Below are 14,179 nucleotides of genomic sequence, written 5' to 3' on the forward strand. Positions count from 1 at the left end.
ATGTCTTTCAGGAGAATCCTTATGCTCGCGATGCAATACCGTTTCACCCTGCCCGCCGATTACGACATGGCGATCGTCCGCCGCCGCATCGCCGATGTCGGCCACCGGCTCGACGCCTGCCCGCAGCTGATCGTCAAAGCCTATCTGTACGCGCAGCGCAGCGAAGGCAGCGCCGAGAATCTCTACGCTCCCTTCTACCTGTGGAACAGCGGCGCCGGCATGAGCGACTTCCTGATCGGCGAGGGTTTCAGGGGCCTCAGCCAGGCGTTCGGCTGGCCGCGCGTCAATCACTGGCTGCCGTGGCTGGCGCATTTCGATCGTCCTCATCTGGCCGAGGCCGCCTGGGCGACCTGTCAGGAAAGGGCCATCGCCCCCTACAGCGATCTTCCTGCGCTGCGTCGGCAACAGCAGGCGGTGCCCGGCGCGCTGGCCTCCATCGTGGCGTTCGATCCCGCCGAGTGGCGGTTAGTGCGGCTGGATGTCTGGCGTGAACCGCCGCAGGCGCGGCCGCAAAACGGTCAACTGTTCCGCGTCGGCCATCTGTCCGCGCCCTTTGACCACACTGCGCCGCGGGTTGACAGTCAAACTTGATATTGATAATCATTATCAAAATTGCATATTCATTTGCGGCTCGCGGGATGCGGGCCGCTATCCGGGGTCAACCGTCATGTCGTCATCACCAATCACACCTTACGCCACCACCTGCTGCATCGTGGGAGGCGGCCCCGCCGGGCTGATGCTCGGCTATCTGCTGGCGCGGGCGGGGATCGATGTGACGGTGCTGGAGAAGCACGCCGACTTCCTGCGCGATTTTCGCGGTGACACCATTCACCCGTCGACGCTGGAAGTCATGCACCAGCTGGGCCTGCTCGACGAACTGCTGACGTTGCCGCACCAGCGTGCGGAGTCCCTGCACGCCGAAGTCGCCGGGCGCGACATCAAGCTGGCGGATTTCACCCGCCTGCCGACGCGCTGCAAATTTATCGCCTTTATGCCGCAGTGGGAGTTCCTCAACTTTTTGGCCCAGCAGGCCGCCGCCTTCCCCAACTTCAGGCTGCTGACCTCGACGCAGGTTCACCAGCTGCTGTACGACCGCGGCCAGGTGTGCGGCGTGCTGGCCGACACGCCGGAAGGCCCGATCCGCGTGCGCAGCCAGTTGGTGATCGGCACCGACGGCCGCAACTCGGTGGTGCGCGAACAGGCGGCGCTCAGCAGCCGATCCTTCGGCGCGCCGCGCGACGTAGTGTGGATGAAGCTCAGCAAGCAGCCGGGCGATCCGGCCTGGTCGATGGGCCATACCGGGCCGAAACAGAACTTCATCATGATCGATCGCGGCGACTACTGGCAGTGCGGCTATTCGATCGACAAAGGCAGCTTCGACGCGATCCGCCGCAGCGGGCTGGAGAAATTTTTACTGCACCTCGCCGAGGTGGCGCCATTTCAGGACGATCGCCTGCAGGAGATCGTCGAGTGGGATCAGGTAAAACTGCTGAGCATTCGCATCGATCGTCTGGATCGCTGGGCCAAACCGGGGGTGCTGTGCATCGGCGACGCCGCGCACGCCATGTCGCCGATCGGCGGCGTGGGCGTCAACCTGGCGATTCAGGACGCGGTGGCCGCCGCCAACGCTCTGATCCCGCCGCTGCGCCAGCATCGGCTGCAGCTGAAGCATCTGCTGAGCGTGCAGCGCCGGCGCGAATTTCCCACCCGGGCCATCCAGTTTCTGCAGATCAAAATGAGCCAGCGCAAACCGGGCGAACGCCGCGCGGCGGGCGGCTCGCGCCTGATCGCCCGCGTCGGCAACAGCCGCTGGCTGCCGCGCCTGTTCGGCCGCATCATCGGCCTCGGTTTTCGGCGTGAAACGCCGCGGCATCTGTCCAACGAAACCTGCCCGCCGGAATAGCATTGGTGATTTTTTCATCGCGCCGTATAATGGTTAAATCGAACGATTTAATTAACTGGAGCGATTAAATGTACGCACTCACCGCGAACGAGGCCAAAACCCAATTCGGCGATTTGCTGCTCAAGGCGCAGCGTGAACCGGTGCAAATCAATCGCAACGGCAAACCGGTCGCCGTCGTCATGTCTGTAGAAGATTACCAGGCGCTGGAAGATCTCAAATTAAGCGCACTGCAGCAAAAAATCGCGCAGGCTACCGCCGAGGAAGACGCCGGTAAGGCGGTAGACGGCGATGCCTTCTTCAACCGTCTGCTCACCGATGAAACAGACTGAGATGCCCGCGTTTCGCCTCACCCCGCAGGCCCAACAAGATCTGCTGGCTATTCGTCATTTCACCATCGAGCACTGGGGCCAAGCGCAATCTCGCCGCTATCTTGAGCAGTTGAGAGAGGTCATGCATCATTTGGCAGATATGCCGGAAGCGGGTAAAGCTCACTTCCACGATCTGGGCGAAGAGATACGCAGTTTTCCTTACGCCAGCCATAGGATCTACTACCGCAACCGCCCTGCCGGCATCACCGTTCTCGCCATTCTGCATCAGGCGATGGTGCCTCACCGGCATCTGGAACAACGGCTGTAATTTTTCTTACTCAAAGGGGCACTGATGTTCACCGTTCGTCAGGCATTGCTGGAAGATTTAACCCTGGTGCGCGATATCGGCATCCGCACCTATCGCGCCCACTTCGGTGAGCTGTGGCGCTACCCGCACGAGCTGGAAGCCTTTCTGGCGGAGGATTTTTCCGTCTCCGCACTGGAACGGACGCTGCGCGATCCCGACGTGTGCTGGCTGTTGGCCTATGAGAATGACGCCCTCGTCGGCTATGCGCGGCTCAACGTCGACAGCCTGCTGGCGCCAACGCAAACCCGCGGCGCAGAGCTGCAGAAAATCTATTTCCTGCCGGGCCATGCCGGCAATGGCTATGGCCAGCGCCTGTACGAACAGGTGCAGCTGCGGGCCATCGAGCGCCGGCAAAAAACGCTGTGGCTGGAGGTGCTGCAACGCAACACCCGCGCCCAACGTTTTTATCAGCGTCAGGGATTGAGCATTTGTGGCGAGACCTGCTACACCAGCGCCCAGGGCTCGATAGGCATCTGGTATATGAGCAAGGCGCTGTAACCGCGCCCCGCTCCGCCGTCGTTTAGCGCGGCTCCCGCTGCAGCATCAGGAACAGCAAGGCAAACGCATTGGGCGCCAGGTAGATCAGCGCCCCCAGCTGCACCGCCAGCGGATCCTTCTTGGCCTGCCAGGCCATGAACCAGTCGCCGGCGACCACCATAAAACCGACGCCCCACACCGCAATTGCGCAAAGCGCCCCCAGCATCGCCCAGGCTTTGCCCTTGGCGAAGGCGGCATAAGGGCCTTTCAATCGCCCGATCATCAGCGCCACGCCCGCGGCCGCGAATAGGCCGGCCAGCGCTTCCAGCGTAGTGATGACCGCCAACCCCAACATGCAGGCCCAGTCGGCGCGGATCGCGCGCCACATCAGCCCCGGCGTTTGATAAGTATCCTGCATGGCGAGCAGCGGCCCCACCGCATTGCGCGCGGTGCCGGCGAAATCCGCCGTATTGTTCAACAGGCTAAACAGCCCCCACAGGGCCGGAAACAGAGACAGGACGATGCAACCGAGGCGTGACACAGTGATTTCGTTCATGGTTATCCTTAATGAATAAACGGGTGGCTCCCGTCCTCATGACGGGACCGCTATTGAGATCCTGATAGTTTGACGTGCACAATGTAAGAACTAATCTTACAATGACGCAGCATAGCCGAAAGTGAGGAGGAACAATGGGCAGAACACTAACGGTAGATCTGGGTGACGAACTGCGTAGCTTCGTCGAAGACCTGGTGGCCAGCGGCGATTACCGAACGCCCAGCGAAGTCATCCGCGAATCCGTGCGCACTTTGCGCGAACGTACCGCCGCCTCAAAACTGGAAGAGCTTAGGCGCTTGATCGCCGAAGGAGAGAACAGCGGCGAAGCCGTCGAATGGGATCGTGATGTGTTCATGGAAAGAATACGGGGCAAAGCAAAAGGATGCGCAGGAGAGTAACCGTTCGTCCAAAAGCGTTGGACGATATGGAAGAGATCTATTTTTACGGGTTGGCGCACTTTGGCTTGCAGGTGGCCGAAGATTATCTGCGCCGCCTGCATCAGGCTTTCGATAACCTTAGCCACCACCAACTCGGCAAAAACATCGATGCAATCGGCCCCGGCCTATGGGTATTGCCCGTCGCCAACCACCTGATTTATTTTCGACAGCACAGGCGGGAGGTGAATATCATCAGAGTGCTGCATCATTCCCGCGATCCGCTCAGCCAATCCTTTTTCAGCTGACCCAACGTTAAATCGCCACCAGCCCGCGGACGCCGTCCTGTTCCATATTGCTGCCGGCGCCGCGCTGCACGATGCTGCCGCGCGACATCACCAGATAGCTGTCCGCCAGATCGGCGGCGAAGTCATAGAACTGCTCCACCAGCAGGATCGCCATATCGCCCCGCGCCGCCAGCTGTTTGATCACCGCGCCGATCTCCTTGATCACCGAAGGCTGGATCCCTTCCGTCGGTTCGTCGAGGATCAACAGCTGCGGCCGGCAGGCCAGCGCCCGGCCGATCGCCAGCTGCTGTTGCTGCCCGCCAGAGAGATCGCCGCCGCGCCGATCCTTCATTTGCCGCAGCACCGGAAACAGTTCATAGATCGGATCCGGCACCGCGCGCGCGTCGGCGCCGGAAAAACGCGCCAGCCCCATCAGCAGATTTTCCTCCACCGTCAGGCGCGGGAAAATTTCCCGCCCCTGCGGCACATAGGCGATGCCCGCCTGCACCCGCTGATGCGGCTTTTTACCGGTGATGGCTTCGCCCCGCCAACGGACGCTGCCGCTGCGCGCCGGGACCAGCCCCATCAGGCATTTCAGCAGCGTGGTCTTGCCCACGCCGTTGCGCCCCAGCAGGCAGGTCACCTCGCCGATGCGCGCCTCGAACGACAGGCCGCGCAGAATGTGGCTGCCGCCGTAATATTGATTCAATTCCTCTACCTGCAGCATGATTACGCCTCCTCAGCGCCCCAGATATACCTCAATAACTCGCTCATCGGCCTGCACCTGCGCCAGCGATCCTTCCGCCAGCACCTGCCCCTGATGCAGCACCGTCACGCGATCGGCGATGGTCTCCACAAACCCCATATCGTGCTCCACCACCATCAGCGAATGCTTGCCCGCCAGCTCGCGGAACAGTTCGGCGGTGTAGTCGGTTTCGGCGTCGGTCATGCCGGCCGCCGGCTCGTCGAGCAGCAGCAGGTGCGGCTCCTGCACCAGCAGCATGCCGATCTCGAGAAACTGTTTCTGCCCGTGGGACAGCAGCCCGGCGGGCCGGTGGCGTTCATGCCCCAGCCGCAGGGTCTTCAGCATCTCGTCGATGCGGTCGCGCTGTTCGCTGCTCAGGCGGGCGCGCAGGCAGGCCCACACCGACTTACGGGTTTTCTGGGCGATCTCCAGATTTTCGAACACCGTCAGCGCCTCGAACACCGTCGGTTTTTGAAACTTGCGGCCGATGCCGGCGTGGGCGATCTGCATCGGCGCCAGCCGGGTCAGATCGACGGTCTGATCGTAAAACACCCTGCCGCTGTCCGGCCGGGTCTTACCGGTGATCACATCCATCAGCGTGGTCTTGCCGGCGCCGTTGGGGCCGATCACGCAGCGCAGTTCACCGACGCCAATGCGCAGCGACAGATCGGTCAGCGCGCGAAAACCGTCGAAGCTGACGTTGACATTGTCGAGCTGCAGCACCGGATCGGTTTGCTGCCGGTATTTATCCGCCGGCAGCGGGTGGGTAAACAGTTCGTCGGTCACTTGCATCGCCTTCATGAGCTTTTCCTCCGACGCAGCAGGCCAATCACTCCTTTCGGGAGAAACAGCGTGACGACGATAAACATCAGGCCGAGGAAAAACTGCCAGTATTCGGGAATGGCCATGGTGAACCAGCTCTTGGCGCCGTTGACGATGCCGGCGCCGAGCAGCGGCCCCACCAGGGTGCCGCGCCCGCCGAGGGCGACCCAAATGGCGGCCTCGATCGAGTTGGTCGGCGACATTTCGCCGGGGTTGATGATGCCGACCTGCGGCACATAGAGCGCGCCGGCCAGCCCGCACAGCACCGCCGACAGCGTCCAGACGAACAGCTTGAAGCCCTTCGGATCGTAGCCGCAGAAGGTCAGGCGGTTTTCCGCATCGCGCACCGCGGTCAGCACCCGGCCGAACTTGCTGCGCGCCAGCACAAAGCCGATGGCCAGGCTGGCGGCCAGCAGCAGCACCGTCGCCAGGAACAGCGCCACCCGCGTGCCGGCGGCGGTGATGGGAAAGCCGAGCAGCGTGGTGAAACCGGTAAAGCCGTTATTGCCGCCGAAACCGGTCTCGTTGCGAAAGAACAGCAGCATGCCGGCATAGGTCAGCGCCTGGGTCATGATCGAGAAATACACCCCTTTGATTTTCGAGCGAAAGGCGAAGTAGCCGAACAGGAAAGCCAACAGGCCCGGCACCAGCACGATCAGGCACAGCGCCCAGGCGAAATGCTGGGTGCCGCTCCAGAACCACGGCAGCTCATTCCAGGAGAGGAACGCCATAAACGCCGGCAGCCCGTCGCCCGCCGCCTGCCGCATCAGGTACATGCCCATGGCGTAGCCGCCGAGCGCGAAGAACAGCCCGTGGCCGAGCGACAGCAGCCCGGCATAGCCCCACACCAGATCGAGCGCCACCGCCACCACCGCGTAGCACAGGATCTTGCCCGCCAGCGTCAGGGTATAGGTGGACACCGCCAGCGGATGACCCGCCGGCAACAGCGTCATGAACGGCATGACCAGCAGCGCCAGCAACGCCAGCCCGCCGATGCTCAACGCCAGCCGGGGCGCTTTCTGCACGCCGGTTACGGTCAATGGTTGGCTCATCAGTCAATCACCCTGCCCTTAAGGGCGAACAGCCCCTGCGGACGCTTTTGAATAAACAGAACGATCAGCACCAGGATCAGGATCTTGCCCAACACGGCGCCGATCTGCGGCTCGAGGATCTTGTTGACGATGCCGAGGCCGAAGGCCGCCGCCACCGTCCCCGCCAGCTGGCCGACGCCGCCGAGCACCACCACCAGGAACGAATCGATGATGTAACCTTGCCCCAGCTCCGGCCCGACGTTACCCAACTGCGACAGCGCCACCCCGCCGAGCCCGGCGATGCCGGATCCCAACCCGAAGGCCAGCATGTCCACCCGCCCGGTGGGCACGCCGCAGCAGGCCGCCATCGCGCGGTTTTGCGTCACCGCGCGCACGTTCATGCCGAGCCGGGTCTTGTTCAGCAGCAGCCAGGTCAACGCCAGCACCAGCAGCACGAACGCGATCACCGCGATGCGGTTCCACGGCAACACCAGGTTCGGCAACAGCTGCACGCCGCCCGACAGCCACGCCGGGTTGGCGACCTCGACGTTCTGCGCGCCGAACAGCACCCGCACCAGTTGGATCAGCACCAGGCTGATGCCCCAGGTGGCCAGCAGGGTTTCCAGCGGCCGGCCGTACAGGTGGCGGATCACCGTACGCTCAAGCGCCATGCCGATCCCGGCGGTGATGGCGAACGCCACCGGCAGCGCCGCCAGCGGATAGAGCGCCAGCCACTGCGGCGCAAATTGCTGAAACACCCCCTGCACCAGATAGGCCGAATAGGCGCCGAGCATCAGCATTTCGCCGTGCGCCATATTGATGACGCCGAGCAGGCCGTAGGTGATCGCCAGGCCGAGCGCCGCCAGCAGCAGGATCGAACCGAGCGACAGGCCGCTGAACGCCTGGCCGAGCAGATCGCCGATCATCAGGCGGTGCTGCACGCGCTGCAGGCTGCGTTGCGCCTCGGCGCGCACCGCGGCGTCCGGCTCATTGGCCGCATCGGTCAACGCCTGCAGCCGCGCGCGGGTTTCCGGCTCGCCCGATTCCCCCAGCAGCCGCACCGCATTGAAACGCACCTGCGGGCTGGCGTCGGCCAATTGCAGGTTCGCCAGCGCAATGCTCAGCGCGTCGCGCACCTGCGGGTCTTTCTCCTGCGCCAGCCGCCGGGTCAACAGCGGCAGCTGCTCGCCCTGCGCTTCGCGCTGCAGCGCGGTCGCCGCCTGCAGCCGCACCGCCGCGTCCGCGCTGACCAGCCGCTGCGCCGACAACGCATTGGCGATCAGAATGCGCAGCCGGTTGTTCAGCCACACCTTCTTCGGCTCGCCAACCGGGGCCGCCTCACCTTCAAGCGGCAGATAGCGATAGCCCTGGCGGATAAAGGCGCGCTTCGCCTCGTCGATCGCCACGGTTTCCTGCTGCAGCCCCTGCAGCAACGGCAGGCGCGCGGCGTCCGGCTCGGCCGCCCACGCCTGCAGCAGTTTGGCCTGCTGCGCGCGATTGGCCGCCGCGAACTCATCGGCCGGCCCGGCCTGCGCCAGCAGGGGCCAGGCGCACAACAGCCACAGCCCGGCGCGCAGAGAGGATAAAAACGGAGATTGCATCAGCTGCCTCTTCTGTTGGGCCGGCGCGCGTCGAGCCGCGCCGGCGCTGAGTGACGTTACTTGCCGCCTTTCACCGGGTAATCCGGTTTTTTGTCGTTGCCGGCGATATAGGGACTCCACGGCTGCGCGCGCACCGGCGCTTCGGTCTGCCACACCACGTTGAACTGCCCGTTGCCCTCGATCTCGCCAATCATCACCGGTTTGTGCAGGTGGTGATTGGTCTTGTCCATGGTCAGCGTGTAGCCCGACGGCGCGGCGAAGGTTTGCCCGGCCATCGCGGCGCGCACCTTATCGACGTCGGTAGTGCCGGCCTTTTCCACCGCCTGCGCCCACATGTGGAGGCCGACGTAGGTGGCTTCCATCGGATCGTTGGTCACCGCGGTGGCGTAATTCGGCAGATTGTGCGCCTTGGCGTAGGCTTTCCACTGGCTGACAAACTGTTTGTTGGTCGGGTTATCCAGCGATTCGAAGTAGTTCCAGGCCGCCAGGTTGCCCACCAGCGGTTTGGTGTCGATGCCGCGCAGCTCTTCCTCGCCGACCGAGAAGGCGATCACCGGCACGTCGGTGGCCTTGACGCCCTGGTTGGCGAGTTCTTTGTAGAACGGCACGTTGGAATCGCCGTTGATGGTGGAGATCACCGCGGTGTTGCCGCCGGCGGCGAATTTCTTGATGTTGGCGACGATGGTCTGGTAATCGCTGTAGCCGAACGGCGTATAGACCTCTTCGATATCCTTGTCCTGCACGCCTTTGCTGTGCAGGAAGGCGCGCAGGATCTTGTTGGTGGTGCGCGGATAGACGTAATCGGTGCCCAGCAGGAAGAAGCGCTTGGCGCCGCCGCCATCCTCGCTCAGCAGGTATTCCACCGCCGGGATCGCCTGCTGGTTCGGCGCCGCGCCGGTGTAGAACACGTTCGGCGACATCTCTTCGCCTTCGTATTGCACCGGGTAGAACAGCAGTCCGTTCAGCTCCTCAAACACCGGCAGCACCGACTTGCGCGACACCGAGGTCCAGCAGCCGAACACCGCCGCCACCTTGTCCTGGCTCAGCAGCTGGCGCGCCTTTTCGGCGAACAGCGGCCAGTTGGAGGCCGGATCCACCACCACCGGCTCCAGCTTTTTGCCGAGCACCCCGCCTTTGGCGTTGATCTCGTCGATGGTCATCAGCGCCACATCCTTCAGCGGCGTCTCGGAAATCGCCATGGTGCCGGAGAGCGAACTCAGAATGCCGACCTTGATGGTGTCGGCGGCCTGCGCGCTCCAGGCCAGGCCCATGCCGATCGCGGCGGCGGACAGCGCAAAAGCTTTGATAAAACGACGACGTTGCATAGTTCAAACTCCCGATGTGTGTGAAATCAAAATTGTTGCGCCGAGCGCGCAGGCTGCTGAGCCCGCGCCTGGTGCAACATGTGCAGCGTTATTTTTCGTACCTCTGCCTTGCTGACGGCGATGTGCTCGCCGAGCAGCGTTTGCGCCGCCCCGCTTTGCCGCCGCAGGATCGCCTGCAAAATGGCGGCGTGCTCGCGGTAGGTGGCGTCCACCCGCGCCTGCTGGGTGAAATCCAGCCGGCGAATGATGCGGATCTTTTCGGTCAGTTCGCGGTGAATGCGCGCCATTTCGCCGTTGCCCGCCGCGGCCACCAACGCCTGATGAAACTGCTCATCGTGCTGCGACACCGCCTTGCCGTCCGCCAGACGCGGCGCTGCGGTCCAAAAATGGCTCAGCGCCGCCAGCGCGTCCGGCGTTTCCCCGGCCGGGCGTTCGCACAGCCGTTTCACCGCCTCTTGTTCCAGCACGATGCGCAGGTCGTACAGCTCTTCGAAGTAGGCGAAGTCGAACGGCCGCACCTGCCAGCCGCTGCGAAACAGCACCTCGACATAGCCTTCGCGCTCCAGCCGAAACAGCGCCTGACGCACCGGCGTGCGGCTGGCCGCCATGCGCTGCGCCACGTCGCTTTCGCTGAAGCGATCGCCCGGCAGCAGGCGAAACTCGAAGATGTCGGCCTTGAGCTGCAGATAAATGCGCTCCGCCAGCCCCTCCGGGCGCGCCTTGTGCTCTCCGTTGGTGATTTGCATCATCGCTCCTCCGTTCAGACCGCCTTTTCCAGCCACAGCAGGGCGTCGCCCGGCCCGACCGGCCGCCCCTGCCGGCAGCTGATGCGTTTAACGATCCCGGCGCGCGGCGCGGTGACCGCCAGCTCCATTTTCATCGCCTCGACCACGATCAGCGGCTGCCCGGCCGCCACCGCCTGCCCCGGTTCCACCAGGATCTTCCACACGCTGCCGTTCAGATCGGCGCTGACCAGATCGCCGTCGATGGCGTCTTCTTCCTCCGGCGGCAACAGCTGCGCCTCGGCCTCGTCGTCATCGCTGCGCCAGCGCGCCACTTCGGCGCTGAACGCCTGTTGCTGGCGATGCTGGAAGTCGGCGATCGCCTCGGCGTTGTCGGCCAGGAAACGGGTGTAGGCGGCGAAGTCGAACTCGCTCTCTTCGATGCGCACCTGCATGCGCCCTTCACGGAACGCTTCGCGCTGCTCGTCCAACTCTTGCTCGCTGACCGGATAGAAGCGCACCTGATCGAAGAAGCGCAGCAGCCAGGGTTCACCGGCGGTGAACTGCGGGTTTTTGAGAAACTTGTTCCAGATCGGCAGCGTGCGCCCGACCAGCTGGTAACCGCCCGGCGAGTCCATGCCGTAGATGCACATGTACATGCCGCCGATGCCGACCGTCCCTTCGGCGGTGTGGGTGCGCGCCGGGTTATATTTGGAGCTCAGCAGGCGATGGCGCGGATCGAGCGGCACCGCGCAGGGCGCGCCGAGGTAGACGTCTCCCAGCCCGAGGATCAGGTAGCTGGCGTCGAACAGAATGTCGCGCACCTGCTCGCGTTGGCTCAGACCGTTGATGCGCTGAATGAAATCGACGTTGTTCGGCAGCCAGGGCGCCGAGGCGCGCACCGTCTGCTGATAGCGATCCACCGCCCCCAGCGTGGCCGAATCCTCGAACGCCATCGGCAGCCAGACGGTGCGCGTCGGCACCTTCAGGCGGCTGACGTCCCCCAGCGCCCGTTCGCGCGCCAGCAGGCGCTGCAGCAGGTCGGCCTGGCTTATCAGCCGGCTGTCGTAGCGGATCTGCAGCGAACGCACGCCCGGCGCCAGCTCCGCCACGCCCGGTATCGCCTCCTCACGCAGCGACTGCATCAGCAGATGAATGCGCAGCCGCAGCGCCAGATCGAGCACGTTGTCGCCGTACTCCATCAGGATGTAGCCGTCCCCCGCCTGGCGATACGCCACCGCCGGGCGCCCGTCCGCCGCCGGCAGCGCCGCCAGCACCGCGGCGGAAACGGTCTCCGCCGGGGCCAGATCCGGCGGCGGCAGGGTGATGGCCTTCACCGCCGCCAGCGCTTCGATGCTGCCGAGCTGCGCCTGCTCCAGCGTCTGCGCCTGCCGGAAGCCGATCGGATGGAAACGGATGCGGTCGCCCGGCTTCACCTGCCCCACTTTCCACAGTTCGGCCTTGGCGATGGTCACCGGGCAGACGAAGCCGCCAAGGCTCGGCCCGTCGCGGGTCAGGATCACCGGGAAGTCGCCGGTGAAGTTGATGGCGCCGATGGCGTACTCGCAGTCGTGCACGTTGGAAGGATGCAAACCGGCCTCGCCGCCGTCCTCCCGCGCCCACTCGGGCTTCGGCCCCGCCAGGCGCACGCCGAGGCGGTTGGAGTTGTAATGCACCTGCCAGTCGGTGGCGAAGAAGGCCTCTATCGATTCAGCGGTGAAAAAGTCCGGCGCGCCGTGCGGCCCGTACAGCACGCCGATGTGCCACTGGTCGCCGTAGTGCGGGATCAGGCTGTCGTCCATCGCCTGCGGCGCGGCGATCGGCGCCGGCGTGGTGCTGGCCGCCAGCGCCGGTTGGGCGATCGCCAGCATGTCCGCCACGCGCAAGGTGCGCCCGGCGTGGCCGCCGAACTGGCCCAGCGCGAAGGTGGAGCGGCTGCCGAGATACACCGGCACGTCAAAGCCGTTGCGTACCGCCAGATAGGTGCGGCAGCCGTGTGTGGCGCGCCCCAGCGTCAATACCTGCCCGGCCCGCACCGCGATCGGCCGCCAATACGCAACCGCCTCGCCATCCAGTTCGGCCGGGCAGCTCGCGCCCGTCAGCGCGATGGTGGCGTCGCAGTGAAAGCGCAGCGTCGGCCCCTGCAGGGTAAACTCCAGCCCGGCCGCCGCCGGGTGGTTGCCGACGATGCGGTTGGCCAGTCGAAACGCGAAGTCGTCCATCGGGCCGGACGGCGGCACGCCGATGTCCCAATAGCCGAGGCGGCCGGGATAATCCTGCACGCTGCTGTAGGTGCCGGGTTGCAGCACTTCGAGGCAGTGCGGCTGGAAACGCACATCGTCCAGCAGGCGCGTCCAGACGTCGCCGCGCTGAAATTGCGGCGTGGCGATCACCTGCCGCAGATAGTCGAGGTTGGTGGCGATGCCGTGCAAACGGGTCGCCGCCAGCGCCACACGCAATTTTTCCAGCGCCTGCGCCCGATCGGCGCCGTGCACGATCAGCTTGGCGATCATCGGGTCGTAAAACGCCGACACTTCGCTGCCGGTCGCCACCCAACCGTCGAGGCGCACGTCGTCAGGGAAATGCACCTCGGTCAGCACGCCAGGGCTGGGCTGGAAGTTTTTCAGCGGATCTTCGGCGTAGAGACGCACTTCGATCGCCGCGCCCTGCGGCGCGCGTTGCAGCGCCGCCCAATCCAGCGCGTCGCCCGCCGCCACCTGCAGCATGCATGCGATCAGATCCAGGCCGGTGACCATTTCGGTGACCGGGTGCTCGACCTGTAAGCGGGTGTTCACTTCCAGAAAGTAAAACTCGTCGCGCGCGGCGTCATAGATAAACTCTACGGTGCCGGCGCTGCGGTAATTCACCGACTCGCCCAGCGCCACCGCCGCCCGATGCAGCGCCTGGCGAGTCGCCGCCGGCAGGTGCGGCGCCGGGGTTTCCTCCACCACCTTTTGGTTGCGCCGCTGCAGCGAACAGTCGCGCTCGCCGAGCGCCGCCACCCGCCCCTGGCCGTCGCCGAAAATCTGCACCTCGACGTGGCGCGCCCGATCGACGAAGCGTTCGATAAAGGCGCCGGCGTCGCGGAAGAACTGCTCTCCCAGCCGTTTGACGCTGTCGTACGCGTCGCGCAGCGCCGCCTCGTCGTCACAGCGCGTCAGACCGATGCCGCCGCCGCCGGCGGTGCTTTTCAGCATCACCGGGTAGCCGATGCGCGCGGCGGCCGAGACCGCCTGCTCAACGCTCTCCAGCAAGCCGGTGCCCGGCGTCATCGGTACCCCGGCCAACGCCGCCAGCTCGCGCGCCCGGTGCTTGAGGCCGAACTCGCGCATCTGCGCCGCCGTCGGGCCGATAAAGGCGATGCCCGCCGCTTCGCAGGCATCGGCAAACTCGGCGCTCTCGGACAAAAAGCCGTAGCCGGGGTAGATCGCCTGCGCGCCGGTGGCGGCGGCCGCCGCGAGGATCTTGTCGATGCGCAGGTAGCTGTCGGCGGCCTTGTCGCCGCCGAGCGCCACCGCCCTGTCGGCTTCGGCGACGTGCGGCGCATTGCGGTCGGCGTCGGAGTAGACCGCCACGCTGGTTACGCCCAGGCGTTTCAGGGTGCGAATGGCGCGGCAGGCGATTTCGCCGCGGTTAGCGATCAGTACGGTAGTAAACATGT

At 64.7% G+C, this 14,179-nt stretch carries 15 protein-coding genes; 7 read left to right on the forward strand and 8 right to left on the reverse strand.

The annotated features are described in order from the left end of the window. The first annotated feature begins 21 nt into the window (after positions 1-21). From ACMGGK_RS16510 to ACMGGK_RS16530, 5 genes are all read left to right on the forward strand, one after another. Positions 22-591, forward strand: coding sequence for a DUF4865 family protein (locus ACMGGK_RS16510; RefSeq protein ID WP_049299498.1), 570 nt, complete (start codon positions 22-24; stop codon positions 589-591). A gap of 76 nt (positions 592-667) precedes the next feature. After that, positions 668-1,903 (forward strand): FAD-dependent oxidoreductase, encoded by a 1,236-nt coding sequence (locus ACMGGK_RS16515; protein WP_028128268.1) that lies wholly within the window; start codon positions 668-670, stop codon positions 1,901-1,903. 68 nt (positions 1,904-1,971) lie between these two features. Next, the gene (locus tag ACMGGK_RS16520; protein WP_016928576.1) at positions 1,972-2,232 is read left to right on the forward strand and encodes a type II toxin-antitoxin system Phd/YefM family antitoxin; all 261 of its coding nucleotides are present in this window, start codon (positions 1,972-1,974) and stop codon (positions 2,230-2,232) included. A 1-nt stretch (position 2,233) separates the two neighbouring features. Continuing rightward, the gene (locus ACMGGK_RS16525; RefSeq protein WP_028127915.1) at positions 2,234-2,539 is read left to right on the forward strand and encodes a type II toxin-antitoxin system RelE/ParE family toxin; all 306 of its coding nucleotides are present in this window, start codon (positions 2,234-2,236) and stop codon (positions 2,537-2,539) included. 24 nt (positions 2,540-2,563) lie between these two features. Then, positions 2,564-3,076, forward strand: a complete 513-nt coding sequence (locus ACMGGK_RS16530; RefSeq protein WP_016928578.1) for a GNAT family N-acetyltransferase — start codon at positions 2,564-2,566, stop codon at positions 3,074-3,076. A gap of 22 nt (positions 3,077-3,098) precedes the next feature. Here ACMGGK_RS16530 and ACMGGK_RS16535 read toward each other — a convergent pair whose 3' ends face one another. Then, the gene (locus ACMGGK_RS16535) at positions 3,099-3,611 is read right to left on the reverse strand and encodes a DUF2165 family protein (RefSeq protein ID WP_016928579.1); all 513 of its coding nucleotides are present in this window, start codon (positions 3,609-3,611) and stop codon (positions 3,099-3,101) included. 134 nt (positions 3,612-3,745) lie between these two features. On the opposite strand from ACMGGK_RS16535, the gene ACMGGK_RS16540 reads away from it, so the two are divergent. After that, positions 3,746-4,009 carry a type II toxin-antitoxin system ParD family antitoxin gene (locus tag ACMGGK_RS16540; RefSeq protein ID WP_049299497.1) on the forward strand — a complete coding sequence of 88 codons (264 nt, stop codon included), beginning with the start codon at positions 3,746-3,748 and terminating at the stop codon, positions 4,007-4,009. After that, positions 3,994-4,293, forward strand: a complete 300-nt coding sequence (locus ACMGGK_RS16545) for a type II toxin-antitoxin system RelE/ParE family toxin (protein WP_042783942.1) — start codon at positions 3,994-3,996, stop codon at positions 4,291-4,293. The genes ACMGGK_RS16540 and ACMGGK_RS16545 overlap by 16 nt, the downstream gene beginning before the upstream one ends. A gap of 7 nt (positions 4,294-4,300) precedes the next feature. Here ACMGGK_RS16545 and urtE read toward each other — a convergent pair whose 3' ends face one another. The 7 genes from urtE to uca are packed head-to-tail and all read right to left on the reverse strand — an operon-like array spanning position 4,301 to position 14,177. Continuing rightward, positions 4,301-4,999 carry an urea ABC transporter ATP-binding subunit UrtE gene (urtE, locus tag ACMGGK_RS16550; RefSeq protein ID WP_028127913.1) on the reverse strand — a complete coding sequence of 233 codons (699 nt, stop codon included), beginning with the start codon at positions 4,997-4,999 and terminating at the stop codon, positions 4,301-4,303. A 12-nt stretch (positions 5,000-5,011) separates the two neighbouring features. After that, on the reverse strand, positions 5,012-5,818 hold the full coding sequence (urtD, locus tag ACMGGK_RS16555) for an urea ABC transporter ATP-binding protein UrtD (protein ID WP_015377102.1): 807 nt from the start codon (positions 5,816-5,818) through the stop codon (positions 5,012-5,014). Then, on the reverse strand, positions 5,815-6,891 hold the full coding sequence (urtC, locus tag ACMGGK_RS16560) for an urea ABC transporter permease subunit UrtC (RefSeq protein WP_420277035.1): 1,077 nt from the start codon (positions 6,889-6,891) through the stop codon (positions 5,815-5,817). The genes urtD and urtC overlap by 4 nt, the downstream gene beginning before the upstream one ends. Next, entirely contained in the window at positions 6,891-8,471 is a 1,581-nt protein-coding gene (urtB, locus tag ACMGGK_RS16565) for an urea ABC transporter permease subunit UrtB (protein ID WP_420277036.1), read from the reverse strand. Before urtB ends, urtC begins: the two co-directional genes overlap by 1 nt. Positions 8,472-8,527: 56 nt before the next feature. Continuing rightward, a complete protein-coding gene (gene urtA / locus ACMGGK_RS16570) occupies positions 8,528-9,796 on the reverse strand; it encodes an urea ABC transporter substrate-binding protein (RefSeq protein ID WP_420277037.1) in 1,269 nt (422 codons plus the stop codon). Positions 9,797-9,822: 26 nt separating this feature from the next. After that, positions 9,823-10,542 carry a GntR family transcriptional regulator gene (locus ACMGGK_RS16575; protein WP_028128266.1) on the reverse strand — a complete coding sequence of 240 codons (720 nt, stop codon included), beginning with the start codon at positions 10,540-10,542 and terminating at the stop codon, positions 9,823-9,825. 14 nt (positions 10,543-10,556) lie between these two features. Further along, complete coding sequence (gene uca, locus ACMGGK_RS16580) at positions 10,557-14,177, reverse strand: urea carboxylase (protein WP_337055457.1); 3,621 nt, start codon at positions 14,175-14,177, stop codon at positions 10,557-10,559. Positions 14,178-14,179: the final 2 nt, after the last annotated feature.

The sequence above is a fragment of the Serratia sp. BNK-33-b genome (assembly GCF_048684565.1).
In the GTDB taxonomy this organism is placed as follows: Bacteria; Pseudomonadota; Gammaproteobacteria; order Enterobacterales; family Enterobacteriaceae; genus Serratia; species Serratia marcescens.

Coding starts and splice junctions, on each gene's coding strand:
- ACMGGK_RS16510 (WP_049299498.1), top strand. CDS start 22: ATGCTCGCGATGCAATACCGTTTCACCCTGCCCGCCGATTACGACATG.
- ACMGGK_RS16515 (WP_028128268.1), top strand. CDS start 668: ATGTCGTCATCACCAATCACACCTTACGCCACCACCTGCTGCATCGTG.
- ACMGGK_RS16520 (WP_016928576.1), top strand. CDS start 1,972: ATGTACGCACTCACCGCGAACGAGGCCAAAACCCAATTCGGCGATTTG.
- ACMGGK_RS16525 (WP_028127915.1), top strand. CDS start 2,234: ATGCCCGCGTTTCGCCTCACCCCGCAGGCCCAACAAGATCTGCTGGCT.
- ACMGGK_RS16530 (WP_016928578.1), top strand. CDS start 2,564: ATGTTCACCGTTCGTCAGGCATTGCTGGAAGATTTAACCCTGGTGCGC.
- ACMGGK_RS16535 (WP_016928579.1), bottom strand. CDS start 3,611: ATGAACGAAATCACTGTGTCACGCCTCGGTTGCATCGTCCTGTCTCTG.
- ACMGGK_RS16540 (WP_049299497.1), top strand. CDS start 3,746: ATGGGCAGAACACTAACGGTAGATCTGGGTGACGAACTGCGTAGCTTC.
- ACMGGK_RS16545 (WP_042783942.1), top strand. CDS start 3,994: ATGCGCAGGAGAGTAACCGTTCGTCCAAAAGCGTTGGACGATATGGAA.
- urtE (WP_028127913.1), bottom strand. CDS start 4,999: ATGCTGCAGGTAGAGGAATTGAATCAATATTACGGCGGCAGCCACATT.
- urtD (WP_015377102.1), bottom strand. CDS start 5,818: ATGAAGGCGATGCAAGTGACCGACGAACTGTTTACCCACCCGCTGCCG.
- urtC (WP_420277035.1), bottom strand. CDS start 6,891: ATGAGCCAACCATTGACCGTAACCGGCGTGCAGAAAGCGCCCCGGCTG.
- urtB (WP_420277036.1), bottom strand. CDS start 8,471: ATGCAATCTCCGTTTTTATCCTCTCTGCGCGCCGGGCTGTGGCTGTTG.
- urtA (WP_420277037.1), bottom strand. CDS start 9,796: ATGCAACGTCGTCGTTTTATCAAAGCTTTTGCGCTGTCCGCCGCCGCG.
- ACMGGK_RS16575 (WP_028128266.1), bottom strand. CDS start 10,542: ATGCAAATCACCAACGGAGAGCACAAGGCGCGCCCGGAGGGGCTGGCG.
- uca (WP_337055457.1), bottom strand. CDS start 14,177: ATGTTTACTACCGTACTGATCGCTAACCGCGGCGAAATCGCCTGCCGC.